20 protein-coding genes and 1 tRNA gene are annotated in these 24,947 nt (G+C 63.6%); 6 read left to right on the plus strand and 15 right to left on the minus strand.

Features of this window, described 5'->3' with window-relative positions; all coding sequences use genetic code 11:
* Positions 1-78: 78 nt before the first annotated feature.
* Positions 79-1,263 carry a delta-9 fatty acid desaturase DesA gene (gene desA / locus APH34_RS23335; RefSeq protein ID WP_054903151.1) on the plus strand — a complete coding sequence of 395 codons (1,185 nt, stop codon included), beginning with the start codon at positions 79-81 and terminating at the stop codon, positions 1,261-1,263.
* A gap of 141 nt (positions 1,264-1,404) precedes the next feature.
* Positions 1,405-2,391, plus strand: a complete 987-nt coding sequence (locus tag APH34_RS23340; RefSeq protein ID WP_054903152.1) for a sensor domain-containing diguanylate cyclase — start codon at positions 1,405-1,407, stop codon at positions 2,389-2,391.
* Between the two features lie 16 nt (positions 2,392-2,407).
* Here the strand turns inward: APH34_RS23340 and APH34_RS23345 are convergent, their stop codons facing one another.
* The 5 genes from APH34_RS23345 to APH34_RS23365 form a co-directional block, all read right to left on the minus strand.
* Positions 2,408-3,703, minus strand: coding sequence for a response regulator (locus APH34_RS23345; RefSeq protein WP_054903153.1), 1,296 nt, complete (start codon positions 3,701-3,703; stop codon positions 2,408-2,410).
* A gap of 136 nt (positions 3,704-3,839) precedes the next feature.
* Complete coding sequence (gene gabT / locus APH34_RS23350; RefSeq protein WP_054903154.1) at positions 3,840-5,117, minus strand: 4-aminobutyrate--2-oxoglutarate transaminase; 1,278 nt, start codon at positions 5,115-5,117, stop codon at positions 3,840-3,842.
* A gap of 178 nt (positions 5,118-5,295) precedes the next feature.
* Complete coding sequence (gene gabD / locus APH34_RS23355; RefSeq protein WP_054903155.1) at positions 5,296-6,738, minus strand: NADP-dependent succinate-semialdehyde dehydrogenase; 1,443 nt, start codon at positions 6,736-6,738, stop codon at positions 5,296-5,298.
* Between the two features lie 292 nt (positions 6,739-7,030).
* Positions 7,031-8,707: an aryl-sulfate sulfotransferase gene (locus tag APH34_RS23360; RefSeq protein ID WP_054903156.1), complete on the minus strand. Its 1,677-nt coding sequence runs from the start codon at positions 8,705-8,707 to the stop codon at positions 7,031-7,033.
* A gap of 17 nt (positions 8,708-8,724) precedes the next feature.
* The gene (locus tag APH34_RS23365; protein WP_054903157.1) at positions 8,725-11,061 is read right to left on the minus strand and encodes a TonB-dependent receptor; all 2,337 of its coding nucleotides are present in this window, start codon (positions 11,059-11,061) and stop codon (positions 8,725-8,727) included.
* A gap of 192 nt (positions 11,062-11,253) precedes the next feature.
* On the opposite strand from APH34_RS23365, the gene APH34_RS23370 reads away from it, so the two are divergent.
* On the plus strand, positions 11,254-12,168 hold the full coding sequence (locus APH34_RS23370) for a LysR family transcriptional regulator (RefSeq protein ID WP_054903158.1): 915 nt from the start codon (positions 11,254-11,256) through the stop codon (positions 12,166-12,168).
* A gap of 107 nt (positions 12,169-12,275) precedes the next feature.
* Here the strand turns inward: APH34_RS23370 and APH34_RS23375 are convergent, their stop codons facing one another.
* Positions 12,276-13,181 carry a TauD/TfdA family dioxygenase gene (locus tag APH34_RS23375; protein WP_054903159.1) on the minus strand — a complete coding sequence of 302 codons (906 nt, stop codon included), beginning with the start codon at positions 13,179-13,181 and terminating at the stop codon, positions 12,276-12,278.
* A gap of 35 nt (positions 13,182-13,216) precedes the next feature.
* Positions 13,217-14,260: an ABC transporter substrate-binding protein gene (locus APH34_RS23380; RefSeq protein ID WP_054903160.1), complete on the minus strand. Its 1,044-nt coding sequence runs from the start codon at positions 14,258-14,260 to the stop codon at positions 13,217-13,219.
* A gap of 299 nt (positions 14,261-14,559) precedes the next feature.
* Between APH34_RS23380 and APH34_RS23385 the strand changes: the two genes are divergently transcribed.
* Both APH34_RS23385 and APH34_RS23390 read left to right on the plus strand, forming a co-directional pair.
* A complete protein-coding gene (locus APH34_RS23385; protein WP_256215890.1) occupies positions 14,560-16,158 on the plus strand; it encodes an ABC transporter permease in 1,599 nt (532 codons plus the stop codon).
* On the plus strand, positions 16,155-17,018 hold the full coding sequence (locus APH34_RS23390; protein ID WP_054903161.1) for an ABC transporter ATP-binding protein: 864 nt from the start codon (positions 16,155-16,157) through the stop codon (positions 17,016-17,018). The genes APH34_RS23385 and APH34_RS23390 overlap by 4 nt, the downstream gene beginning before the upstream one ends.
* A 43-nt stretch (positions 17,019-17,061) precedes the next feature.
* Here APH34_RS23390 and APH34_RS23395 read toward each other — a convergent pair whose 3' ends face one another.
* The 8 genes from APH34_RS23395 to APH34_RS23430 form a co-directional block, all read right to left on the minus strand.
* The gene (locus tag APH34_RS23395; RefSeq protein ID WP_054903162.1) at positions 17,062-17,337 is read right to left on the minus strand and encodes a gamma-butyrobetaine hydroxylase-like domain-containing protein; all 276 of its coding nucleotides are present in this window, start codon (positions 17,335-17,337) and stop codon (positions 17,062-17,064) included.
* The gene (locus tag APH34_RS23400; RefSeq protein ID WP_054903163.1) at positions 17,337-18,302 is read right to left on the minus strand and encodes a HEAT repeat domain-containing protein; all 966 of its coding nucleotides are present in this window, start codon (positions 18,300-18,302) and stop codon (positions 17,337-17,339) included. The genes APH34_RS23395 and APH34_RS23400 overlap by 1 nt, the downstream gene beginning before the upstream one ends.
* The gene (locus APH34_RS23405) at positions 18,299-19,156 is read right to left on the minus strand and encodes an ABC transporter ATP-binding protein (protein ID WP_054903164.1); all 858 of its coding nucleotides are present in this window, start codon (positions 19,154-19,156) and stop codon (positions 18,299-18,301) included. The genes APH34_RS23400 and APH34_RS23405 overlap by 4 nt, the downstream gene beginning before the upstream one ends.
* Positions 19,156-19,938 (minus strand): ABC transporter permease, encoded by a 783-nt coding sequence (locus APH34_RS23410; protein ID WP_054903165.1) that lies wholly within the window; start codon positions 19,936-19,938, stop codon positions 19,156-19,158. Before APH34_RS23410 ends, APH34_RS23405 begins: the two co-directional genes overlap by 1 nt.
* Positions 19,939-19,952: 14 nt before the next feature.
* Positions 19,953-21,359 (minus strand): ABC transporter substrate-binding protein, encoded by a 1,407-nt coding sequence (locus tag APH34_RS23415; RefSeq protein ID WP_054903166.1) that lies wholly within the window; start codon positions 21,357-21,359, stop codon positions 19,953-19,955.
* 117 nt (positions 21,360-21,476) lie between these two features.
* Entirely contained in the window at positions 21,477-21,722 is a 246-nt protein-coding gene (locus APH34_RS23420) for a ferredoxin family protein (protein ID WP_008096634.1), read from the minus strand.
* A gap of 63 nt (positions 21,723-21,785) precedes the next feature.
* Positions 21,786-23,510 carry a fumarate reductase/succinate dehydrogenase flavoprotein subunit gene (locus APH34_RS23425; protein WP_054903167.1) on the minus strand — a complete coding sequence of 575 codons (1,725 nt, stop codon included), beginning with the start codon at positions 23,508-23,510 and terminating at the stop codon, positions 21,786-21,788.
* On the minus strand, positions 23,507-24,256 hold the full coding sequence (locus APH34_RS23430; protein WP_054903168.1) for a GntR family transcriptional regulator: 750 nt from the start codon (positions 24,254-24,256) through the stop codon (positions 23,507-23,509). Before APH34_RS23430 ends, APH34_RS23425 begins: the two co-directional genes overlap by 4 nt.
* Before the next feature lie 353 nt (positions 24,257-24,609).
* On the opposite strand from APH34_RS23430, the gene APH34_RS23440 reads away from it, so the two are divergent.
* Positions 24,610-24,686 (plus strand) — tRNA-Arg (locus APH34_RS23440).
* Positions 24,687-24,947 lie beyond the last annotated feature (261 nt).

The following is a 24,947-nucleotide window of genomic DNA, read 5'->3' on the forward strand; positions in this document are numbered from 1 at the left end:
TGAACGGGTGACTGGTTTTATTTCCCCACCAAGGGATAATCACAACCTCCTCCTGTGTCTCCGAGGGTTTTTACACCTATGTGGTACAACGGTCTGCTCGACTTGTCGGCCTGGCAACTGGTTGGCGTTACCCTGCTCATGACGCACGTGACCATCGTCAGCGTCACCCTTTACCTGCACCGCTATTCCGCCCACCGTGCCCTGGAGCTCAATGGCGCGCTCAAGCATTTCTTCCGCTTCTGGCTGTGGCTGACCACGGCGCAGAACACCCGCGAGTGGACCGCTGTCCACCGCAAGCACCACGCCAAGTGCGAAACCCCCGATGACCCGCACAGCCCGGTGTACAAAGGCCTGGGCACGGTCCTGCGCAAAGGCGCCGAACTGTACCGCGAAGAGGCGCGCAACCCAGAAACGCTGCGCATCTACGGCAAGAACTGCCCCGATGACTGGATCGAGCGCAACGTCTATTCGCGTTACAAGTTTGGTGGTATCGCGCTGATGGCGGTGCTCGACCTGCTGTTGTTCGGCACTCTCGGCATCACCATCTGGGCGGTGCAGATGATGTGGATTCCATTCTGGGCTGCCGGCGTGGTCAATGGCCTGGGCCATGCGGTCGGCTACCGGAACTTCGAATGCCGTGACGCCGCCACCAACCTGGTGCCGTGGGGCATCGTCATCGGTGGCGAAGAGTTGCACAACAATCACCACACCTACCCCAACTCGGCCAAGCTGTCGGTCAAGCGCTGGGAATTCGACATGGGCTGGGCCTGGATCCGCCTGTTCTGCCTGTTGCGCCTGGCCAAGGTGCAGCGTGTCGCGCCCATCGCCCATCGTGTGGAGGGCAAGGCCAGCCTGGACATGGACACCGCCATGGCCATCCTCAACAACCGCTTCCAGATCATGGCCCAGTACCGCAAGCAGGTGATCGCTCCGCTGGTCACCCAGGAGCTGACCAAGGTCGACGCCTCGGTGCGCCATCGCTTCCGCCGCGCCAAGCGCCTGTTGTCGCGCGAAACCAGCTTGCTGGAAGACCGCCATCATGTGCGCATCGAGACCATGCTCGCCCACAGCCAGGCGCTGAAGACCATCTACGAAAAGCGCTTGGCCTTGCAGCAGATCTGGGCCCGTACCAGCGCCAACGGTCACGACATGCTGGCTGCCATGAAAGAGTGGGTACATGAGGCCGAGGCCAGCGGTATTCATGCCCTGCACGACTTTGCCGCACAGCTGAAAACCTACTCCCTGCGCCCCACCAACGCCTGATCGCCGTTGATCGGCACGCCCTGCAACGGGGCGTGCCCGCTGGAACTTCGCACCGTCCCCCTCACTCAAACCCGGCACATCGCCCGCGTGGCGGGCCGGTCCCTGGCCGCACGCTCACCCGTCGAGAACCGTTCCGTGCACATGGCCAAGAACAGCAATTCATCCTTGCCCGGCAAACTTCCTCCTGAATCCGCACAGACCTTGCTGGCCTTGCTGCATGCCCAGGGTGAAGTCGCGCGCCTGAGCGAGCGTGAACAGCTGTACAGCTCACTGCTGGACAGCGTCAATGCCGTGCTTTGGGCATTCGACTGGGAAACCCGCAAGGTGCTTTATGTCAGCCCCGCCTACGAGCGCATCTTCGGCCGCCCCACCAGCCTGGTCATGGCCGATTTCAACGAATGGCGGGACAGCATCTACCCAGACGACCGGGAGTACGCCGAGCGCAGCCTGGCCGAGGTGCTGCTCAAAGGAGCGGTGGAAGACCGTGAATACCGCATCCTTACCGCCAGCGGGCAGGTGCGCTGGCTCAGTGACAAGTGCTACATCAACCAGCAGCTCGATGGCGAGCGGGTCATCATCGTCGGCATCGCCGAGGACATCACCGAAAAAAAGCAGCTCGAAGGTGAACTCCATCACCTGGCGACCACCGACGTGCTCACCCAGAGCAGCAACCGCCGGCACTTCTTCGAATGCGCCCGTCAGGCTTTCGACAGCGCCCGCGAGGACGGCTGCCCACTGGCCTTCCTGCTGCTGGACATCGATGACTTCAAGCAGGTCAACGACAGCTTCGGCCACCAGGAAGGTGACCAGGTGCTGCAACGCATCGCCGACATCAGCAAGGCCGTGCTACGGCGCGGCGACCTGTTCGGGCGCATTGGTGGTGAAGAGTTCGCGGCGGTGTTTCCTGGCTGTAGCGCACAGGCTGCGGAACAGATCGCCGAGCGCCTGCAGCGAGAGATCGAGCGCCTGAGCTTCCGCCATGGCGGGCAGGCGTATGGGGTCACGGTGAGCCAGGGACTGACCGGCTTGACTGACGAGGACGGCTCGCTGGACAGCCTGTTTGCCCGCGCGGATGAAGCGATGTACCGGGCCAAGCGGCAGGGGAAAAATCAGATAGTACGTGGATGAGCAGGGCCCCACAGCCTCAGGTCGGAATCTGCGTTTCAGGCCCAGGTGGCTGCTCATCGCTGACTTCAACGACCGGAGCGTTCGCGTCATTCTGCGGCTTACCCACAGGGCCATCTACCTTGCGCAGCCGGCTCAACTGCGCCAGCCCGACCTTGAGCAACCGCGCAGTCTTGTTGTTGGCCACCTTCTCCAACCCTTGCTCCGCCGGCAACTGCGCCAGTTGCCCAGCCAGGTTCATGGCCAGGATCTCCCGCGAATACACCCCGCCGCCCAACTGATAGATTGCCGCGATCAGCTCACGCAGGCTCAGCGGCAAGCGCCAGCGGGTGCGCAATGCCGAGCCGAACGCCGCGCCGAATTCATTGAGTGACAACTGCACCTGGTCCTCGTCCAGCTCACCACCGGCCAGGCGCCACTCCTGCAGGCAGCGCAGCACGGCCAGGTCACCCAGGCAGTGCAACAGCCCTGCGCAATAGCAACGCTCTTCGTCCAGCTCAAGCATGCGCGCCAGCGAACGGGCATATTCGGCGGTGTGCAGCGACAGGTCCCAGAAATGCGCCGCGTGCCTGGCCAGCAAAGGATCGCTCAGGCGCGCACTGCGCTTGAGCGTGAGGCCCAGGATCAGGTTCATGCTCTGGGTGCTGCCAAGCTTGTTCAGCGCCTGCAACAACGTTTGCACTGGCGCATCGCGGTGCAGCGCAGCGCTGTTGGCGGCGGCGATCAGCACGGCGGTGATCTGGGGGTCGTTGCGCACTTCCTCTTCCAGTACCTTGAGGTTCAACCCCTGAGGGTTGAGCGCACGCTTGATCGCCACCTGCACGTCAGTGAACAACGGCCCCCCGTCGGCAGTGGCGCGGCGTTGCTCCAGGAACGCTGGCAGGCTGGCCCCAGGCTGCAGCGGCGGCACCGGGCAGGCGATCTGCTCGCCTACGGCCAGCAGCAACTCCTCCAGGCGCTTGCGCAGGTTATCCATGTTCAACGGCTTGCTCAGGTAAGCCGTAGGGTGCAACGGCAATGCCTCACGCACGCTGGCGCTGTCGCTGCGGTTACTCATGAGAATGAACGGCAGACCCGGCCCCTTGGCGCGCACTTTGCGCAACAGGTCCAGGCCATCGACGCCCGCCAATTCGCGGGCGGCGATGATAAGGTCGGGCTTGCTGGCCAATGCGGTGAGTGCCTGGGTGCCATCGGCACAAACCTGCAGCCGTGCATCACAGCGAACGCTGAGCAGCATCTCGCGCAACATGTCGCGCACCCAGGGGTCGCCCTCGACAATCAATACGCAAGGTGGGGTGGGGTCTGCAGCGCTCATGGCCAACTCCTGAATATCCTGACACGCAATCCGTTGCTGCTTCCAAGGCAAGTCCTCCCACAACCATAGCGTCATGGACCTTCATTGGGCATAAAAAAAACCCGCCTAGGCGGGTTTTTTTATGAAACGCGTCACATCAGGCCAGTTCAGCGAAGCACTCTTCGATGATTGCCAGGCCTTTGTCCAGCAGCGCGTCTTCGGCGGTCAGCGGTACCAGGATACGCAGGACGTTGCCGTAGGTGCCGCAGGACAGCAGGATCAGACCCTTGTCACGCGCCTTGGCAACCACTTGGGCAACGGCAGCAGCGTTCGGGGTGTGGGTGCCTTTTTCGAAGACTTCCACAGCGATCATCGAGCCCAGACCACGCACGTCACCGATGATCGGGTGCTTCTGCTGGATCTGGCGCAGGCCGGTGGTCAGGCGCTCACCCACAGCCTTGCTGCGGTCCAGCAGCTTCTCTTCCTCGAACACTTGGATAACGGCCAGGGCCGCGGCGCAAGCGATCGGCGAACCGGCGTAGGTACCGCCCAGGCCACCTGGCGCGATGGCGTCCATGTACTCGGCCTTGCCGCATACACCGGCCAGCGGGAAGCCGCCAGCGATGGACTTGGCGAAGGTGGTCAGGTCAGGCGTGACGCCCATCTGTTCCATGGCGAAGAAGGTGCCGGTACGGCCAGCGCCAGTCTGTACTTCGTCGGCGATCAGCAGAATACCGTGCTTGTCGCACAGCTCGCGCAGGCGCTTCATCAGCTCTTTTGGCGCTGGCAGGAAACCGCCTTCGCCTTGTACCGGCTCGAGGATGATCGCGGCAATGTCACGCGGCTCGGCGTCGTTCTTGAAGATGCGCTCGATCGAAGCGATGGCGTCGTCAACGCTCACACCGTGCAGTTCGCTCGGGAACAGGGCGCGGAAGATGCCGCCTGGCATCAGGCCCATGCCAGCGGAGTACGGTACGACCTTGCCGGTCAGGCCCAGGGTCATCATGGTACGGCCGTGGTAGCCGCCGGTGAAGGCGATGACGCCGGCGCGGCCAGTGGCAGCACGGGCGATCTTGATGGCGTTTTCAACGGCTTCGGAGCCGGAGGTGACCAGCAGGGTCTTCTTGTCGAAGTCGCCTGGGACCAGCTTGTTGATCTTCTCGCACAGCTCTACGTAAGGCTCGTAAGCCAGCACCTGGAAGCAGGTGTGGCTGACTTTAGTCAGCTGCTCTTGAACAGCGGCAACCACTTTCGGGTGCAGGTGGCCGGTATTCAGTACGGCGATGCCGCCCGCGAAGTCGATCAGTTCGCGGCCTTCAACGTCGATCACGGTCGAGTTCTTCGCGCTTTCTACGAAGATCGGGTGGATCTGGCCAACGCCACGTGGGACGGCGGCGACACGACGTTGCATCAAGGATTCGTTGGTCTTGCTCATAATGCCCTCATTTGCGCCGATCGGCGGCGCTTTTATTCGGGGGTGGCTGGGTAAGCCTTTGATCAGTATTCGTTGATCGACTGTCAAAGACGCCCTGGCCACCAGGTACCGCTATGTCAAAAAGGCCAGCGAGACGTCGCTCTCGCGCCCCGCTGGCAGAGGTAAAAGCGTTAGCGCATCACACGCTGATGCACAGGTACTTGATCTCGAGGTAGTCCTCGATACCGTACTTGGAACCTTCACGGCCCAGGCCCGAGGCCTTGATGCCGCCGAACGGCGCGACTTCGTTGGAAATCAGGCCAGTGTTGATGCCGACCATGCCGTATTCCAGGGCCTCGGCAACACGGAACACACGGCTCATGTCACGGGCGTAGAAGTACGAGGCCAGGCCGAATTCGGTGTCGTTGGACATGGCGATGACTTCAGCTTCGTCTTTGAAGCGGAACAGCGGCGCCAGTGGGCCGAAGGTCTCTTCTTTGGCGACAGCGGCAGTCTTCGGCACGTCGACCAGGATGGTCGGCTCGAAGAAGTTGCCTTCGATCAGCTTGCCGCCGGACAGTACCTTGGCGCCCTTGGATACGGCGTCCTCGATGTGTTCCTGGACCTTGGCGACAGCCTTGCCGTCGATCAGCGGGCCAGTGGTGGTGCCATCTTCCAGACCGTTGCCGATCTTGAGCTTGGCTACAGCGGCCTTGAGCTTCTCGGCGAAGGCATCGTAGACACCGTCCTGCACGTAGATGCGGTTGGCGCAGACGCAGGTCTGGCCGTTGTTGCGGTACTTGGAGATGATCGCGCCCTCGACCGCCTTGTCCAGGTCGGCGTCGTCGAACACGATGAACGGGGCGTTGCCACCCAGCTCCAGGGAAACCTTCTTGATGTCCTTGGCGCATTCCTGCATCAGCTGGCGACCGATTTCGGTCGAGCCGGTGAAGGACAGCTTGCGAACCAGGGCGTTGCCGGTCAGCTCGCCACCCACTTCGCCAGCGCTGCCGGTCACCACGCTCAGCACGCCGGCCGGGATACCGGCACGGTTAGCCAGCTCGACCAGGGCCAGGGCGGAATACGGGGTTTGCGAAGCAGGCTTGAGCACCATGGTGCAGCCAGCGGCCAGGGCCGGGCCGGCTTTACGGGTGATCATCGCCGCCGGGAAGTTCCACGGGGTGATGGCCGCGGTCACACCGATCGGCTGCTTGATGACGATCAGGCGCTTGTCTGGCTGGTGGCCTGGGATGGTGTCACCGTAGACGCGCTTGGCTTCTTCGGCGAACCACTCGATGAACGAGGCGGCGTAGGCGATTTCGCCCTTGGCTTCGGCCAGCGGCTTGCCTTGCTCGGTGGTCATCAGGCGAGCCAGGTCGTCCTGGTTCTCGATCATCAGTTCGAACCAGCGACGCAGCTTGGCCGAACGCTCTTTGGCGGTCAGTGCACGCCAGGCCGGCAGGGCCTTGTCGGCGGCTTCGATGGCGCGGCGGGTTTCCGCGGTGCCCATCTTCGGCACGGTACCGATGACTTCACCGGTGGCCGGGTTGGTCACCTTGATGGTCTGGCCGCTGTCCGCATCCAGCCACTCACCGTTGATGAAGGCTTGCTGGCGGAACAACTGAGCGTCTTTGAGCTGCATGTCGGCTTCCCGAATTGTTGATTGTTGAAAAGCGCCCAAGGCAGGGCATCGAGCGTTTGAAATCTCAAACGAATGCTAAGCGGCTGCTGGGGTATAGGACAATAGGCTGTTCGAAAAAAAGAACGAATGGTTGAACAGCCTGGCGAAATATCGTGATGAGTGGAGTTGCAATCGGCCCTATTGCCGGCAAGCCGGCGCCCATAGGCCCCCACGCTTGAGGGCCAGTACAGGGTAGACGATTGAGCTGAAAGAAATGTGAAGGGAGGACCGACGGCCCTCCCGAAGGGGACATTCAGAAGGCCTTGGCCAGGTCAATCACCAGCGCCCGGTACCCGACACTGCCCGGCTGTCGGCTATGCACCTTCAGCTCCACCAACACCTCCTGGGTCCCCCGGCGTACCTCATTGAGGACGGTGGTGGTGAGTTTTTCCGGTGTGAGGTAATTCACCGATGCCGAATAGATGAACTGGGTGTCGGTCTCGGGTCGGTAGGCCACCACCGACGTGATCGGGCTGTACCACTCATCGCCACGTTCCTTGCCGTATTCCCAGACCTGCTCGACCGTACCCTTGGCCTCGTCGATCCTGTATTCCACGGCACGGCTGTAATTGCCGGTGAGCTTGGTCGGCGCAAAGTCCCGCCCCCAGCCGTTGTCGAATACCGTCAGCGTGCCTTGGCCGGTAAGCCACGCGGTGTGTTGGGTCCAGGACCAGTCGAAGCCTTCGCCCACAACCGGTTTGAGCACCTTGTCCTGCAGCCGTTGTGGCCAGCCCTGCGGCGAGGCGAGAATCCACTTCACCGCCTTGTCGCGACCGATCTTCACCACACCTTGGTGGCGAGCTGAAACGATAATGCTGTCGTCATCGGCATCGTAGTCGATGGCATTGACGTGCGCCCAGTTGCGACCGGTGCCCACGCCCGGGGTGTCGCCGAACGGCAGGTCGCCTTCAGCCAGCTCATTGGCCAGGCGGTCATCCTGCTTCTCTACCCCATCGGGCAGTTGAATGGCGGCCTTGCCCAGGGTTTCCAGCAAATCGCCGCGATAGGGGTCGAGGATCTGGTTCAGGTCCCAGAAGTCCAGCACGTCCCCTGCCTCGTTGACCTCGATGATATGGTCGCGAATCGAACGCACGCGCTTGCCGTCCGGGCGGCGGTAATCGCTGGTGCCCACCCGCAGCAGGTAGGTACCCTGGGCCGTCTCGCGGATCTCGTGGGAGAAGTCGGCAAACTTGTCCGGCAGGCTGCGCTGCCAGATGCGCCGCCCCAGCAGGTCGTACTTGGAGTAGGTCTGGCCTTGCCCCCAGATCAGCTTGCCATCGCGGGTCTGCTGGAAGCCCATGGTGCCGCCCAGGCCGTCGCGGCGGTTGGAATCGTGGATCTGCTCGATATCCAGGTACCAGCGCACATCGCCGTTGCTGTCGGCAATCCAGTTGTTGCCCACCTGGTCCCATTCGGCAGCACCGCCCAGGCCATTCCACTTGAAGGCTCGGCCACCGGGGATGTCACCGAGCAGGTGGTTGAACAGGTAAAGGCGGTGCTCGAAGCCCGGTGCGACCTTGATTGGCTCGACCTGCGGCAACGCGGCGGTCTGTTTCGCCACCACCGGCAGACGCACGGCCGGGGCGTAGATCTGGTAGCGCTCGCGAACGCGTTCGCCATCGAGCTTGTAGGTCACTTCCACCTGGTTGACGTGGTCCGGGTACAGCCCGAACACCGGGATGCCGCCGTAGGTCCACAACGAACGGTCGGCCACGTCGTAAGCGATATCCACCCCCCGCTCGCCACGCCCCAGCACCCGCACATGGGCAGCGCTCAAGGTACGCCCGCCGTCGCGGATGATCGCCGTCAGCGGCGCCAGGCGGTACGGGTTGACCAGCACATCGCCGAGCAGCGCTTCGTCACGTGCGGGCACGCTGGCGGTCAGGCAGGCGCCCTCGGGCAGTGCAGGGGTTTCGGTCTTGGCATTCATGGCAAAGCTCCTTGTACTCAGAAGTCGTATCGGGCGGTGGCGCCGAAGGTGCGTGGGGTACCGAGCACGCCGGCATAACCGCCGTTGGCGGAGTTCCACAGGCTGGTGAAGTAGGTCTTGTCGCCGGCGTTCTTCACCCACAGCGACAGGTCGAGCACACCGTCGCCCTGGTCCAGGCGCACGCCGGTGGACAGGTTGACCAGCGCGTAGCTGGGGATCTGGCCGAAATCGGAATCGTCGATGGTGCCAACCGCCTTGGAACGGAAGGCATAGCTGGCGGTGACGTAGGGCTCGATGTGCTCGGCCAGCTGCCATTTGTATTGGCCGTTGAGGTTGGCGATGTACTTGGAAGCGCCGACCACTTGGTGGCCGGACAGGTCGCACGTGGCGCTGGCATTGGCCAGGCTCACCTCTGGCGGGCACGGTGCATCGTCGTACTCGGTGTAACGCACGTCGTTCCACGAGCCATTGAAGTTGAGGGTCAGGCCGCGGATCGGCAGCGCCGTGGCCTCGAACTCCAGCCCTCGGGAGCGCACGCGGCCGGCGTTGGCCAGGTACTGCACGCGGTTGATCTGGTCGTACACGTTGGCCTGGTAACCATGCACCTCGGCCCAGAACAGGTTGGTATTGAGCTGCAAGCGGTCGTCGAACAGGGTGCTCTTGAGGCCCACTTCGGCATTGTTGACCCGCTCGGTGCCCACCAGCAGCGAATCGGTGCCCAGCCTTGGCGCTGCGCCGACCGTGAGGTTGATGCCGCCGGACTTCTCGCCATGGGTCAGGGTCGCATAGCCCAGCAACTGCTCATTGAAGCGGTAGCTCAGCCCCAGCAGGCCTGAGGGGCTGAAGCTGTACTGGTTGAGGTCGCCCGAGTCGTATGCCCCCACCCTGCCCTGGCGCGCCGCAGCGGCAGCCCCCGTCACAGGCGCCCCGCCCGCTGGGGCATCACGGGTCACCCAGGCGCTCTTCTGCTCATAGGTGCCACGCACGCCAGCGGTGAAGTCCAGGCGGTCGGTGACGTGCCAGGTGCCTTGGGCAAACAGGGCATAGCTATCGGTATCGATGTGCCCGTTACCGACGGTGTTGACGTTGTTCAGCGCGCCGGCCGGGGTGAGGTTCCAGATGTCTGCCTGCGGGCCGTAATAAGTGAACGACTTGTTGTCCAGGTCCTGCTTGAAGTAGTAGGCCCCGAGCACGTAGTCGAACGCGCCTCCGGTCGGCGAGGCCAGGCGGATTTCCTGCGAGTACTGCTTGTCGCGCACCGACACACCGGCGCTGTAGAACACCGGTACGTTGAGGCCATCGTCGTTGCGTGGGGTGAAGTCCCACCAGCGGTAGGCGGTGATCGAGGTCAGGGTGAAGTCGTTGGGCAGGGTCCAGTTGGCTTCTACCGAGGTACCGCCCTGGAACACGGTAACCTGCTGGTCGGCATCGAAGTTGACTTTGCGGTCCTTGCCCGACACCAGTGTGGCGCCGGCCTGGGCGGCCAGGCTTTCGTAACGATTGACACCATTGAGGGTCGGCCCGGTGCTGTAGAGGCTGAGGATGCCGTTGTTGGAGTCCTCCTCGTTGTACTCACCGATCCAGCGTAGGTTGAAGGTTTCGCTCGGTTTGAACAGCAACTGGGTGCGAAAACCCTGGCGTTTGCCGCCATTGAGGTCGTCGCCGTTGTGGATGTTCTTGACGTAGCCGTCGTCTTGCGTGTGGTACGCGCTGATGCGGCCGGCCAGGGTGTCACTGATCGGCCCGGAGAAACTGCCTTGGGTCTGCAGGTAACCATCCTCGCCGATGGACTGCTGAACGCTGCCCTCGCGGTGGAAGGTGGGCTTGCGCGTTGTGATGTTCAGCACCCCCGCCGTGGTGTTCTTGCCAAACAGCGTGCCCTGCGGGCCGCGCAGCACTTCCAGTTGTTCCACATCGAGCAGGTCGAACACCGCCATGCCGGGGCGCCCCAGGTAGACGTTGTCCAGGTAGATGCCAACGCTGCCCTCCAGGCCATCGCTGGCCGGGTTGTTGCCCAGGCCACGGATCGAAATGCTCGACTGGCGTGCATGCACATAGGCGACGTTGGTGCTCGGTACCAACTGTTGCAGGTCCTGCACGCGGTAGATGCGCTGGGTTTCCAGGGTTTCGCTGTTGAGCACACTGATTGGCGTAGGCACGCTCTGCGCCGTTTCCTCACGGCGGCGTGCATTGACCGTGACAGTGCCAAGCTTGGCGTCCTGCTCCAGCGCAGGGGTGGCGGCAACGGGCTCGTCGGCAAAGCTGCCATTGGCAGCCGCCAGCAGCACGCCAGCTGCCAAGGGTTGCAGGGTGAACCGCGACGCGCGCGCCGGCCAACGGGAAAGTCGGGACATGCAAATGCTCCTTTAGGCATGGGCCCTGGCGAGCATTTCCGTTGGCGGAACCGAATCGCGGTCAGATGGGCTTATATTCTTTTAAGATATATAAATATTTGTAATTCATATTTTGTGGAATAAGTAGTTCCCTTTATAAGGGGGCACACCCTGTTCATCAATTGCATTCGACCGAAAGTTTTCATGTAGAAAATGCATATCGACCTCCGCCAGCTTCGCCACTTCATCGCCCTTGTCGAACACCGCAGTTTCGTTGCTGCGGCAGCGGCGGTGAACTTGTCGCAATCGGCCTTCAGCCGCAGCATCCAGACCCTGGAGCACAATGTCGGCTGCCGCCTGGTCGACCGCGCCAGCAAGGAGCTTGCACCCACCCGTCAGGGCTTGCTGGTGCTGGAACATTCGCGGCGCCTGGTCCATGGCGCGCACAACCTGGTCAACGAGATCCATCAGTTCAACGGTGCCACCACCGGGGTCGTGCGTTTCGGCTCAGGCCCTGCGCCGGCTGGCGGCCTGGTGCCACGTGCAGTGGCGCGCTTCGTCGCCGAATACCCGGCGGCGCGCACCTGCTTTCAGGTGGATAACTGGCAAGCGTTGAACCGCAAGCTGGTGGCCGAAGAGATCGAGTTCTTCGTGGCCGATACCCGTCAGTTCGAGTCCGACCCGGACTACCGCGTACACAAGCTGGCCCCCCAGCGCTGGCATTTCTGCTGCCGCGCGGGGCACCCGCTCACAGCGCGCAGCCAGGTGAATGCGCGGGATGTGTTCGATTACCCACTGGCAACCACCTTCCGCCCGCCGAACATCCGCAAGATCCTCAGCGACCTCAGCGGCAGGCAGGACTTTCTGCCCACGGTGGAGTGCGAGCATGGCTATGCACTGCTTAACGTGGTGATGCATTCGGACACCATCGGCATAGCCTGCAGTGCCAACCTGCGCCCCTATCAGGCGGGGCATGGGCTGGTGGGGCTGCAACTGGCAGACCTGGCGCCGGAACAGGAAGAATCGTTTTATACCCGCTATGGGGTGGTAAGCCGCGTGGGGTATGGGTTGTCGCCGTTGGCGCAAGGGATGGTGAGGCAGTTGATTGCCTGTGATACCGACGGCTAGTCGGCTGGGGTTCTGCCCCCCGAATCGGCAAGCTGGCTCCCCAGGTATCGCGCTGCCTCCGGGCTGAGCGCTGCACCTGGGGGAGCCGGCTTGCCGGCAAGCGGGTTTCAGCCTTTACGCGTAGTACGGCTCAGTTGGCCATCCACGCCCACCGGCACTTCACCGGCCAGCGTTACCCGGCGCACGATACGTGGCTGGGTCCCATAATCATCCACCGCGTAGTGCTGTGTCGCACGGTTATCCCAGATAGCCACATCGCCCGCCTCCCAGCGCCAGCGCACGGTGTTCTCAAGGCGCGTGACATGCCCTTGCAGCACCGCGAACAAGTGCTGCGAATCGGCCAGCGAATAGCCCTTGATGCGTTTGACGAAATGCCCCAGCTGCAGCGCCCGCTCACCGCTGATCGGGTGCACTCGCACCACCGGATGCTCGGTCTCATACACCGTCGAGGTGAACACCTTGCGATGACGCTCCAGTTTGGCAGGGTCGATATCGGGCTTGAGGCTGGCATAGTCGTACTCGTTGCTGTGCACCGCCCACAGCTTGTCGGCCAGCTCGCGCAGGGGCTCGGGCAACTCCTGATAGGCCGCAGCGGTATTGGCCCACACAGTATCGCCACCCGACGCAGGGGCCACCACACTGCGCAGGATCGAGGCCTTGGGGTAGGCCTCTACGAAGGTCACATCGGTGTGCCAGGAGTTGGCCCGCTGCCCTTCGGCGCCATCGAGCTGGAGCAGGTAGCGGGTACCGTCGACCACTGGCACGGTGGGGTGAGCGACCGGCTCGCCCAGCAGCTTGGCAAAACCTTCCTGGCTTTGATCGTCCAGGTGGGTCTGGCCACGGAAGAAGATGACCTTGTGCCGCACCAACGCAGCCTGGATGGCCTCGACTGTGGCGGCATCGAGGTCGGGGGACAGTTTGACCCCGCGTATTTCGGCGCCGATACGGCCGGCGACCGGGTGGACATCAAGTTCGAGGGCGTGCGGCGCGGTGGCCAGTGCAGCGTTGCTCATGGTCAGGGTCCTCATGGTTTTTGTCGGGGTGTCGGTTAGCGGGCAGCTTGTGTGGCGTGTTGCTGTTGCAAGGCGGTATCGAGGAAGCGCGGCTCTATCCAGTCGGCGACCTGGAAACCACGGCGGATCAGGCGTTCCTTGGCGGCAAGGTCGACGCCCTGCTGCAACTGGGCGACGAAGTCGGCGTCAAGGCGCGGGTCGAAGTAATGGGCCAGGTCTTCCTTGGCCAAATCGTCGCTGAGGATGTTGCGCGGCCAGTTGGCATTGCTCGCCACCAGGTCGACGTAGGCACTGCGGTTGTGTTCGTCGCGCAGCCAACGGCTGGCCTGCTCCTGGGCATTGACCAGTCGTTGCACCAGGTCCGGGTGCTGCCGGATGAACTCACCGGTCCCCAGCAGCACCGCCTGGGTGCTGCCGGCGCCCTGCAGGTCGCGCGAGTTGACCGGCAGTTCCACCAGGCCGCGCTCACGCAGCGAGAGCAGGCTCGACAGGCCCCAGGTGGCATCGATCTGTTTGGCGGCCAGTGCCGCGTTGGAGGCGTTGAAGTCCAGGTTGATCACTTTCAGGTCGCGCTCGGACAGCCCTTGGCTGGCCAGGGCGCTGGCAAAGGAAAGCTGGTTGGCAGTGCCGCGGAACACCGCCACGCGCTTGCCCTTGAGGTCGTGCAGGGTCTTGATGCCGGAGCCCGGCACTACGCCCAGGTAGCTCTTCACCCCCCGCACGCCGGCAGCCAGCACGCGGGTATCGAGGCCATTGGCCTTGCCGACGATCGCCGCCAGGTCGCCCAGGTAGGCGAAATCCGCCTGCCCGTTGGCCAAGGCTTCGTTGACCACAGGCCCGGCCCCCTTGAAGAAGTGCCATTCGATACGGATACCGTCCTTGGCAAACTCGTTTTCCAGCAGTTGCTGGTCACGCAGCACGTCAACCACACCGCCGGCGCTGTGCTTGCTGCCAGCGCTCAAATCGGGCACGGCAATGCGGATGCTCTCGGGCTTGGCCGATTCGGCTGCCTGGGCGCTGAGGGCAAGAAAACTGACCAGCCCAAGGGCGGTGATCAGGTGGCGCAACGGGGTTTTCATGGCAAGGCTCCTTGGCAGGCTGCCACCGGCGATGGCCGGCGCTGTGGCCAGAAGCTAGGCAGGTCTGGTTAGAACCTTCAAAGATCAAAACTTCATTTTTTAGTAACTGGAAGGAATAAATCAGGCACTGCGCGGCCCTGGGGCCGGCTTGCGCAAAACGCATAAAAGTTATGAGGAAAACGCAACGGCAACAGGCTTCCGTATACCTTGAACGCATGCTCTTATCTCTTGAAAGGCACATAGGCAATTTTTTAATTCCAGAAGTGCATAACCTACAAACGCTTCGAGAGATGCCGCCAATGAATGGAACGCTGAGCAAGGGATGGATAGGCCCAGGGGGCCTGTTGCGCGGCCTTTTCGCGACACAGGGCCGCTCCCGCATCGGCACTCGCGTACTGCCTTGGGTGCTGCCGACCCTCATAGCGCTACTGTGGGTGGTGGCAAGCCATCAGCACTGGATGAGCGAGCAGATCCTGCCGGCACCGTCGGTGGTGTGGCAAAGCGCTGTTGAGTTTGGCTCCGGCGAGCTCTGGGGGCACTTGTGGATAAGTGTGCAACGGTTGTTCTGGGGGCTGCTGATGGGGATTGCCAGCGGCCTGTTGCTGGGCACCTGGCTGGGCACCTCGCGCCGTGCGCAAACCCTGGTGTTGCCGACCTTCGTGGCGCTGGCGCAAATCCCGACCCTGGCGTGGATCCCCCTCTTCATGCTGTTCTTCGGCATCGGTGAACTGCTCAAGCTGGTGGTGATGGTGAAAGCCGTGGTGGTACCGGTCACCTTGCACACCTTGGTGGGGGTGCGCGATGCCCAGCCCAAACTGCGCGAAGCCGCCGCCGCGCTGCGCCTGCCGCGCCATCTGCTGTTCCTGCGCTTGCTGCTACCGGCGGCCCTGCCCGCCTTTCTCACCGGCGTACGCCTTGCCCTGGCCACCGGCTGGACATCGCTGCTGGCTGTGGAGCTGCTGGCCTCCAGCGAAGGCATCGGCTACCTGATGGTCTGGGGCCGGCAGCTGTTCATGCTCGACCTGGTGTTGCTGTGCATCCTGGTGATCGGCCTGGTTGGCGCACTGCTGGAAAAAGGTTTTTCGACCGTGGAAAAGCGCCTGCTGTACTGGCCACAACCGGCGACCGGCGAGCAGCAGCGCGGGCCCATCCCTCGGGGCTGGCAAAGCCTGCTGCTGCCAACGGCACTGCTTGGGCTGTGGCAGGCCAGCAGCAGCTTCGGCTGGGTCGACCAGAACATCCTGACCTCACCGCTCGAGGTGCTGCGCACACTGTTCAGCGGCCTGGCCGATGGATCGCTGCCAGAAGCCATGCTGCTGAGCCTGCAACGTACCCTGACCGGCCTGGTCCTGGGTGGTGGCGCAGGCTTGCTGGGGGGCCTGCTGCTTGGCCTGTCGCACCCCGCCGAGCGCGTGTTCGGGCCGAGCCTGTCGGCCTTGCGCCAAGTGGCGTTGTTCGCCTGGGTACCGCTGCTGACAGCCTGGTTCGGCCTGGGCGAAGGCGCCAAGACAGTGTTTGTCGCGCTGGCTGCGTTCTTCCCGCTGTTGATCGCCACCCAGCGCGGCATTGCCAGCCTCTCGCCGCAACTGGGCGAAGCTGCCCGCACGCTGCGCCTGAACCTGTGGCAGCGCCTGCGCCTGCTGGTGCTGCCCGGCGCTGCCCCGGCGATTTTCGCCGGCCTGCGCCTGTCGCTGATCTACGCCTGGCTGGGCACCATCGGCGCGGAATACTTCATGCCCTCGGGGGGCGGGATCGCCAGCCTGATGATCGGCGCACAACAGCTTTTCCGCATGGACCAGGTGATGGCCGCCATGCTCCTGATCGGCCTGGTCGGCGCCCTGCTCGGCACCTTCGGACAACGCCTCGAATCGCGCGCCACGCGCTGGAGAACCGCATGAACGCCTTCAACACCTCGCACCTGCTCGCGGCCAACCAGCCCGACACCACCCCACCGCTGGTCAGCTTTGAAGGCGTCGGCAAAGTGTTCACAGTCGATGGCCACCCGATGGAGGCCATTCGCAACTTCAACCTGTCGATCAACGAAGGGGAATTCATCGCTATCGTCGGTGCCTCCGGTTGTGGCAAGTCCACCCTGCTGCGCCTGCTGGTGGGCCTGGACACTGACTTCAGCGGCAGCATCCGCGTGGATGGCAAGGCTGTCAGCGGCATTGGTGGCGAACGTGGCATCGTCTTTCAAGAGCACCGCCTGTTCCCGTGGCTCACGGTGGAGCAGAACATTGCGCTGGGGTTGGTCAATGAACCCCTGACCCAGGGCGAGCGTGCCCGGCGCGTGCATGAGTTCGTGCTGCTGGTAGGCCTCGTCGGCTTCGAGTCGGCCTATCCACACCAGCTATCCGGCGGCATGGCCCAGCGTGTGGCGATTGCCCGCGGCCTGGTAGCCAGCCCACGTATCCTGTTGCTGGACGAGCCCTTTGGCGCACTGGATGCCTTGACCCGCCAGCAACTGCAGGACGAGCTGCTGGCCATCCGTGAACGGGCGGGCATCACCACGCTGCTGGTGACACACGATGCCGAGGAAGCCACCTACCTGGCGGATCGGGTAGTGGTGCTCGAACCCCGACCGGGGCGGATCAAGGCGGTGGTGGAAATAGACCTGCCACACCCGCGCCTGCGCACGGGGGTGGCGCTGCATGGGTTGCGCGAGAAGGTGCTGCACCAGATCACCGGCGATGGCGGTTACCTGCCACCGCCGGCGCGGCGGGTCGAGGGGTTGAGGCCAGAACTGATCGCCTTGTGAAAGCACGGGCCCTGTCGCTGGCAAGCGGCCAGGGCCCGTCGCTTCATCCAAGCTCGCGCAAATAGCCCCAGGGATAGATCCCGCGCTCATGCCCATCGCTGAACACCAGCTGTACCCCATAGCCTTGCGGCTCGATCCGCTCCACACGCACATCGTCGGGCACCACGCTGATAGCGCCTGACAAGCGCGCCGCACGGCATTGCGAGCAAGGGCAGGCACCGCGCAGGCGGGCATGGCTGAGCCTGTACTCGCCATCCTCCCACCGCAGTACCAGTTGCCCAGCCCCGCGCACGTTGCGGATTTCTCCCGGCGCGCTCATCACGCCGCCCCGCGCAGTTGCGCCAGGGCAATGCGCACCGCCTTGCGTACCTCGGGGTCACTGTCGGCCTCGGCGGCCTGCAGCACCGGCAAGGCCCGCGCCTGGCCCAACTCGCCAAGCGCCAGGGCGGCCTCTTTGCGCAGGTTGGCGATGCCATGCCCAAGCAATTGCCCAAGCGCGTCCAGGGCCGCGGCGTGACGCAGGCGGCCCAGGGAACGTGCCGCACGCAGGCGTACCTGCCAGAAGCCATCGGCAAGCGCCTCCACCAGTGCCGGGCCAGCCTGTGCCAACCCCACTTTGCCAAGGGTGGTGGCAGCCTCCTCGCGCACTTGCCAGGCGCCATCGTTCAACGCAGCCACCAACGCGGGCAGCACGGCAGCGTCGCGGGCCAGGCCCAATGCGCCAATGGCAGCACGACGCACCTCAGTGTCGGGCTCGACCTGCGCCAGCCGTGCCAATGCCGGCAAGGCCGGTTCGTGCTTGAGCCAGCCCAGAATGCCCACCGCCTCACGCCGCACCGCAGCGTCCGGGTCCTCCAGCGCCAGCAGCGCGGGCGCTGCGGCTTCCTCCAGGCGCAACTCGCGCAAGGCGCGCAGGGCGCTGGCCCGCACGAAGGCGTCGGCATGGTTGGCCCATGGCAAGATCAACAGGCCGGCATCCAGGCTCTTGAGCTCGCTCAGGCTCTGCGCAGCGGCCAGGCGTACCGACTCGGCGGCATCGGCCAGCGCCGCGCACAGGCCCTGCACCACTTCGGGCTCTTCCCAGGCTTCGAGTAGCCGCGCGGCTTCGGTGCGCACCTCGTCGGCGGCATCCACCAGCAGCGCATCGGTGAGCCAGGGCAAGGCATCCGGGTCTTCCAGGTCGGCCAGCTCGATCAGGGCGATGCGCCGCACGCCGGCATCGGCGGCCTCCAGACGTGGCAGCAAGGCAAGGATGTCGGGGTTATCAGTAGTTCGTCGAGTCATAGCGCGATCCGTAGCGGAGGATGGTCGCTGTCCGGCAGGCCCAATGGGGTCAGGCGCGGCAATTCACGACCCTCTTCATGGCGCAGCAATGCCAGGCAGTGACGCTTGAGATGAGTGAAGCCCGGGCTTGTCAGCAAGCTGGCACGACGCGGGCGCGGGAAATCCACACGCAGGTCCTCGATGAAACGCCCTGGGCGCGGGCTCATGACCAGAATGCGGTCAGCCAGGAACAGCGCCTCGTCGATGTCGTGGGTGACGAACACCACGGTGGTGCGGATGCGCGCCCAGATATCCAGCAGCAGCTCCTGCATCCGTGCGCGGGTTTGCGCATCGAGCGCGCCGAAGGGTTCGTCCATCAGCAACAGGCGCGGGCGGTTGATCAGTACCCGGGCGATTTCGGCACGCTGCTGCATGCCCCCGGACAGCTGGTTCGGCCAGCGGTCGGCAAAGTCGGCCAGGCCTACCAGTTGCAGCATTTCGCGGGCCTGGCGCTGCCGTTCGGCCTTGCCCAGGCCCTGCATCTTGAGGCCGAAGGCGACGTTGTCGAGCACCGTGCGCCAGGGCAGCAGCGTGTGATGCTGGAACACCATGCCGCGCTGCGGCGACGGCCCGTCGATCAGTTGGCTGTCCACGGTCAACTGGCCGGTGCTGGGCGTCAGGTGCCCGGCCAGCGCACCCAGCAAGGTGGACTTGCCGCAGCCAGAAGGCCCGAGGATGCACACGAACTCACCCCCACTGACCGCGAAGTCCAGGCGTTGCACGGCCTCGAACGCTTCAAGGCCCAGCCCCAGGCGGATCGACAGGCCACGCCCTTCGATTCGCCCCGGATCGGCGGCGTGCTGGTAGCTGCTCATCAGCTAGCCCTCCGCGTGCGGTACCACGGCGTGGCCAGTGCGCCAAGGCGCTTGACCAGGGCGCTACTGCCCATGCCGAGCAGGCCGATCAGCAGCATGCCGACGATGATGTCTGGGTAGTTCTGCAAGGTGTAAGACTCCCAGGTGTAGTAACCGATGCCGAACTGCCCGGAGATCATCTCGGCAGTGACCAGGCAAAACCACGAAGTGCCCATGCCGATGGCAAGGCCGGTGACGATGCTTGGCAACGCACCGGGCAGGATCACTTCGCGCAGGATCGCCCTGCGCCCAGCCCCAAGGCTGCGGGCCGAAGCCACCAGGCGGGGGTCGACTGCCTCCACGCCATGCACGGTGTTGAGCAGGATCGGGAACAGTGCACCGGTGAAGGTGATGAACACCATCGACAGCTCGGACGACGGGAACATCAGGATCGCCAGCGGTATCCAGGCCACGGCCGGGATCGGCCGCAGCACCTCCAGGGGCGGCAACAGCGTGTCTTCTGCCCACCTCGAACGGCCGATCAGCAAGCCCAGCGCCACCCCCAGCACCGCCGCCACGCCATAACCGGCAAACACCCGCGCCAGGCTGCTGCCCAGGTGCGCCAGCAAGGCACTGGAGGCCAGTAACTGCCAGGCCGCCTCCAGCACCGCCCGGGGCGTAGGCACATAGGTAAAGGTGAACAGCCACAGGTCGAGCTTCGCATTGGCCGCCACTTGCCAGAACAGCAGGCAGGCCAGTAGCGAGGCGATGCGCACAGGCCAGCGTTTGAAGTCGCGGGTCATCACGGTGCCTCCGCTCAGCGCTGGGCAACCAGCTTCTGGTTGGCGCTGACGAAGTCCAGCGCCTCACCGCCATGGGCCTTGGCGTATTGCTCGGCCTGGTCCTTGAGCAGGAAGGCGGCCAGCTCGCCGTTGGCGTTGCGCACGAACCAGGCCTGGTTGGCCAGCAGCTTGATGCCGCTGTCTGCGGCCTGGGCGTAGATGGCGCGGATGTCCTTGCCCTCCTGCTCCAACTGGGCCAAAGCACCGAGGGCCGCTTGTGGCGAGGCGTAGTGGCGCACCTTGTCTTCGCCGCGCACCCAGATCTGCGCCAGGCGGCTGAAGTCGGTGATCGGCTTGCCGGTCAGTGCGTCGTTGGCCTTGAGCGGCAGCGGGTCATAGTTCTGCAGCGCCTTGTCGTAGTCCAGGCCGGCCTGCCTGAAGGCGGCGCGGATGTACTGGTCATCGATGAACTGCCGGGTGTCCAGGCCACGGTCGGTCTTCTTCAGCAGCTTGAGGGTATCGATGGAGGTGGCGACGGCCTGGCGGTACTCGGGTTTCCACGACAGGTCGCGGGTCTGCAGGCCAAGCGGACCATGGAACAGGTAATTGACCTCGGCCTCGATGCCGGTGACCTTCTCGATCAGCTCGCTGTACTTCTCTGGCTCGGCGGCAATCAAACGGTCGGCTTCGAGGCTGGCACGCAGGTAGGCAGTGACCACTTCGGGGTATTTGTGCGCATAGTCGGCATCAACCAGCGCGCCATGGAACGTTGGCGCGTTGGCCTGGGCGCCGTCGTAGATCTTGCGGGCAAAGCCACGGTTGGGGAACAGCTCAGCGAACGGCACGAAGTCGGCATGCGCTTCGATGCGGTTGCTGCGTAGCGCCGAGCCGGCGATCTCGGGGGCCTGGGCGATGATCCGCACGTCCTTCTGCGGGTCCCAGCCCTGGGCGGCCACGGCGCGCAGCAACATGCCGTGGGCGGTGGAGGCGAACGGCACGGAAATGGTCTTGCCCTTGAGTTCGCTCAGCGACTGCACGGCAGAGGCCGCCGGCACGACGATACCGTTGCCACTGCCATGCACACTGCCCGACAACACGCTGATGAACAGGCTGCGCTTGCCGGCGTCCAGGTGGGCTACACCATTGAACGAGCCAGGGAAGTCGGCCATGGCACCGAAGTCCAGCTTGCCAGCGACCATCTCGTTGGTCAGCGGGGCGCCGCTGGTGAAATTCTTCCACTCGACCTGGTAGGTGACGTCCTTGTACTTGCCGTCATGCGGTAGGTACTTGTCCAGCAAGCCCAGCTCGCGAATCAACAGGCCGCCGGTGGCGCAATTGATGGTGGTGTCCTGGGTGCCGATGGCGACCCGGATGGTTTCGGCACTGGCGTTCAGGCCAGCAAGCGCCAGCGCGAGGCCGGCCACGGTTGCTACAAGGCGCATGGGTGTTCCCCTCGAATCGTTTTAGGTATTGGAATCGTCTCCGCCACCAGGCTCGGGTGGTGGGAAACGAGGGGCGTCGCAGGTGGGCGTCCGGTGGTTGGCCGGATGGCAGGTGGTTCAGCGCAGCAGGTACGGGATGTCGACTTTCACTGCGCCAGTGGGGCAGTCCTTTTCGCAGGGCATGCAGTACCAGCACTCGTCGAATGCCATGTAGGCCTTCTGCGTGGCCGGGTTGATGGCCAGCAGGTCCATGGGGCAGACCTCGACGCACACCGTGCAGCCTTTCTCGGCAATGCACTTGTCTTCGTCGATGGTGACCGGGGCGCTGCTACGGAAAAAGATTTCCTGGGGTTGATAGGCCATTTCACGGGGTCCTCTGGGCCTTGGCCCTTGTTCTGATTGGTCTGCCGGGGGCTGATGGCCCACTCAAGCGGCGTCGGCTTTGACCCGCAGCCGGGCGTAGGCCGTCTGTTCCTCGGCATCCAGGGCGATCAGGTAGGGTTCGACGGCTTTCTTGAAGCTGGTCATCTCGCCGTTCTCGCCTTTTTTCAGGTGGCAATGGCAGAACCAGTCGCCATCGTTGCGTTCGGGGAAGTCGACCCGATGGTGGTACAGGCCCCAGCGGCTTTCCTCTCGGAACAGCGATGCGCGGGCGGCCATTTCGGCGCAGTCACGGATGACCGTCACCTCCATCGCGCGCATCAGCTCGTGGGGGTTGCTGGCCTTCATCTGTTCAAGATCACGTTCGATTTCGGCGAAACGCGTCAGGCCAATTTCCATCTTGCGGGTCACCTTGGGCGGCTGCAGGTAGTCGTTGACCATGCGCCGCAACTTGTACTCCACCTGTGCCGGCGGCAGGCCATGCTCACGCTGCAGCGGGGCGAACACGCGCGCGCGCTCGCGCTCGACCTGGGCGCTATCGACCTCGGCCAGCTCACGCCCAGCCACGTACTGCGCCGCGTTCACACCGGCGAACCAGCCATAGGTGAAGGCACCGAGCATGTAGTTGTGCGGCACTGCCGCCATGTCGCCGGCGGCGTACAGGCCCTGGACACTGGTCTGGGCCTTCTCGTCGACCCACACCCCAGAGGCCGAATGCCCGGAGCAAAAGCCGATCTCGGAGATGTGCATCTCAACCATGTGCTGGCGGTAGTCGGTGCCGCGCCCAGCATGGAACTGGCCGCGGCTGGGGCGCTCGTTGCTGTGCAGGATCTCTTCGATGTTCTGGATGGTTTCTTCGGCGAGGTGGTCGAGCTTGAGAAACACCGGGCCATTGCCGCCTTCGAGTTCCTGGTGGAACTCCCACATCATCTGCCCGCTCCAGTAGTCGCACTCGATGAAGCGCTCGCCTTTGCTGTTGGCGGTGTAGCCGCCCAGCGGACCGGTCACGTAGGCGCAGGCGGGGCCGTTGTAGTCCTTGATCAATGGGTTGATCTGGAAGCACTCGAGGTTGGCCAGCTCGGCACCGGCGTGATAGGCCATGGCATAGCCGTCGCCGGCGTTGGTGGGGTTCTCGTAGGTGCCCATCAAGTAGCCAGAGGACGGCAGGCCCAGGCGCCCGGCGGCGCCACAGGCCAGGATCACTGCCTTGGCGCGTATCACGCGGAACTCGCCGCTGCGGCAGTCGAAACCCAGCACACCGGCAGCGGCGCCCTCAGCGTCGAGCAGCACCCGGGTGCAGACCATGCGGTTGCTGATCTCGACACGGGCGCGCTTGAGCTGGCGGTAGAGCACCTTCTTGATGTCATGGCCCTCAGGCATGGGCAACACGTAGGCACCCATGTGGTGGACCTTCTTCACCGCGTAGTCGCCGGTCTCGTCCTTCTCGAACTTCACCCCCCAGCGGTCGAGCTGTTCCAGGGTCTCGAAGCTGTGGGTGGCATAGGCATGCACAGCGGCCTGGTTGACGATACCGTCGTTGGCCACGGTGATTTCCTTGGTGTACTGCTCGGGCGTGGCATGGCCTGGGATGATCGCGTTGTTCAGCCCGTCCATGCCCATGCTGATGGCGCCACTGCGCTTGACGTTGGCCTTGTCCAGCAGCAGCACACGCAGGTTCCTGTCCTGTTCCTTGGCCTTGATTGCTGCCATCGGGCCGGCGGTGCCACCACCGATGACGATGATGTCGTAGTCCTGGGTCTGGATGCTCATGCCTTGCCCCCCTTCTGGCGGTCGATGCGCAGGCGGTACTGGAAGGCATCGCCGCGGTAATAGAGGTGTTCGAAGTCCAGTGGCGTGCCATCGGCGGCGTGGGTGAGGCGCTCGATGCGCATGATCGGCGAGCCCTCTTCCACCTCCAATGCCTGGGTCAGGTCGCTGTCGGCCAGCACGGCATCGATGGCCAGGTCGGCGTGGCCGAGCGCGATGCCGCAGTCGTTTTCCAGCAGCAGGAAGATGTCGCGGGTCACCAGGTCGGCTTTTTCGAGCTTTTCGCCCACGGCCTGGGGTAGCCAGGTCAATTCCAGCGAGACCGGCTCGCGATTGATCAGGCGCACCCGGCGGATCTCGGTGACCAGGCTGCCCTCCGCCACCTGCAGACGCGCTGCCACCAGTGCGCTGGCCGGCACATGGCGGAAGCTGCGCAGGCGGTTGAGCACTTCGTAACCCATCTGTGTCATCGACTCGCCCAACCCCTGCAGGGTGCTCACGTTCTGGAATGCCTTGGGCTTGGCGACAAACGTGCCTTTGCCGTGAATCTTGAAGATCAGCCCCTCTTTCTGCAGGTCGCCCAGCGCCTGGCGCACGGTGATGCGGCTGACGTCGAAAGCCTTGCCCAGTTCGCTTTCCGAAGGCATACGGCTATGCGGCGCATAGGTGCCATCGAGGATGCGCTCGCGCAGCAATTCCTTGAGCTGGGTGTAGAGCGGTACGGGGGACAGTGGGAGCAGTTCGGCCATGGGTCTCTTCGCTGACAGGTGACTTGTTATAACAAGTTGTGACCAGATAGTAGCGAGCATAAGAATTGGCTGGGAAATACTGTTATTGCATATGGATAGAAAGTTTTTCTGAGCACAGGGTTGAACGCTGCGCTGTCCCTGCGCAAGCGAGCCTGCCCGCGCAGAGGACCACACAAGTCCCGGAGGAAAAACAGCCATAGATCAAGGCGATGGACGCCACCGAATCAGATGGGTATCATGCGTGCGCGTTGCACTCGTAGCTCAGCTGGATAGAGTACTGCCCTCCGAAGGCAGTGATCATCGAGTTGAGAAGGGTGAAGGCTAGTGGTCAAATAGTTCGCCGCAACACATACGCACCTGTAGCTCAGCTGGATAGAGTATTGCCCTCCGAAGGCAAGGGTCGTGGGTTCGAATCCCGCCAGGTGCGCCATATCCTCTTGATTCAATGGCCTTTTTCTAAGGCTTCGCCGCTTCCGCTGCTGAATCGGCGCCCTCCAGCAAAATTCCCTTGATGCCAGCTCTCAGGCTGCGATGAGCACTGCCCTCAGTGTCATCTAGCGGCGGCTTTTCAGGCTGTGCCAATTCTGTGCCCAAAGCGTGCCGCACGGTGAGATGGCATGCCGGTTACTTCGCAGAGATTGAGTATTAGCCACAATCAGGCACAACTCCCAACCCATCTGAAAGCACCTAA

This window comes from Pseudomonas sp. NBRC 111131 (genome assembly GCF_001320525.1).
GTDB lineage: Bacteria > Pseudomonadota > Gammaproteobacteria > Pseudomonadales > Pseudomonadaceae > Aquipseudomonas > Aquipseudomonas ceruminis.

Bases quoted from the DNA above. Each gene is read 5' to 3' on its own strand.
- desA (WP_054903151.1), top strand. From the start codon at position 79: ATGTGGTACAACGGTCTGCTCGACTTGTCGGCCTGGCAACTGGTTGGC.
- APH34_RS23340 (WP_054903152.1), top strand. From the start codon at position 1,405: ATGGCCAAGAACAGCAATTCATCCTTGCCCGGCAAACTTCCTCCTGAA.
- APH34_RS23345 (WP_054903153.1), bottom strand. From the start codon at position 3,703: ATGAGCGCTGCAGACCCCACCCCACCTTGCGTATTGATTGTCGAGGGC.
- gabT (WP_054903154.1), bottom strand. From the start codon at position 5,117: ATGAGCAAGACCAACGAATCCTTGATGCAACGTCGTGTCGCCGCCGTC.
- gabD (WP_054903155.1), bottom strand. From the start codon at position 6,738: ATGCAGCTCAAAGACGCTCAGTTGTTCCGCCAGCAAGCCTTCATCAAC.
- APH34_RS23360 (WP_054903156.1), bottom strand. From the start codon at position 8,707: ATGAATGCCAAGACCGAAACCCCTGCACTGCCCGAGGGCGCCTGCCTG.
- APH34_RS23365 (WP_054903157.1), bottom strand. From the start codon at position 11,061: ATGTCCCGACTTTCCCGTTGGCCGGCGCGCGCGTCGCGGTTCACCCTG.
- APH34_RS23370 (WP_054903158.1), top strand. From the start codon at position 11,254: ATGCATATCGACCTCCGCCAGCTTCGCCACTTCATCGCCCTTGTCGAA.
- APH34_RS23375 (WP_054903159.1), bottom strand. From the start codon at position 13,181: ATGAGCAACGCTGCACTGGCCACCGCGCCGCACGCCCTCGAACTTGAT.
- APH34_RS23380 (WP_054903160.1), bottom strand. From the start codon at position 14,260: ATGAAAACCCCGTTGCGCCACCTGATCACCGCCCTTGGGCTGGTCAGT.
- APH34_RS23385 (WP_256215890.1), top strand. From the start codon at position 14,560: ATGAATGGAACGCTGAGCAAGGGATGGATAGGCCCAGGGGGCCTGTTG.
- APH34_RS23390 (WP_054903161.1), top strand. From the start codon at position 16,155: ATGAACGCCTTCAACACCTCGCACCTGCTCGCGGCCAACCAGCCCGAC.
- APH34_RS23395 (WP_054903162.1), bottom strand. From the start codon at position 17,337: ATGAGCGCGCCGGGAGAAATCCGCAACGTGCGCGGGGCTGGGCAACTG.
- APH34_RS23400 (WP_054903163.1), bottom strand. From the start codon at position 18,302: ATGACTCGACGAACTACTGATAACCCCGACATCCTTGCCTTGCTGCCA.
- APH34_RS23405 (WP_054903164.1), bottom strand. From the start codon at position 19,156: ATGAGCAGCTACCAGCACGCCGCCGATCCGGGGCGAATCGAAGGGCGT.
- APH34_RS23410 (WP_054903165.1), bottom strand. From the start codon at position 19,938: ATGACCCGCGACTTCAAACGCTGGCCTGTGCGCATCGCCTCGCTACTG.
- APH34_RS23415 (WP_054903166.1), bottom strand. From the start codon at position 21,359: ATGCGCCTTGTAGCAACCGTGGCCGGCCTCGCGCTGGCGCTTGCTGGC.
- APH34_RS23420 (WP_008096634.1), bottom strand. From the start codon at position 21,722: ATGGCCTATCAACCCCAGGAAATCTTTTTCCGTAGCAGCGCCCCGGTC.
- APH34_RS23425 (WP_054903167.1), bottom strand. From the start codon at position 23,510: ATGAGCATCCAGACCCAGGACTACGACATCATCGTCATCGGTGGTGGC.
- APH34_RS23430 (WP_054903168.1), bottom strand. From the start codon at position 24,256: ATGGCCGAACTGCTCCCACTGTCCCCCGTACCGCTCTACACCCAGCTC.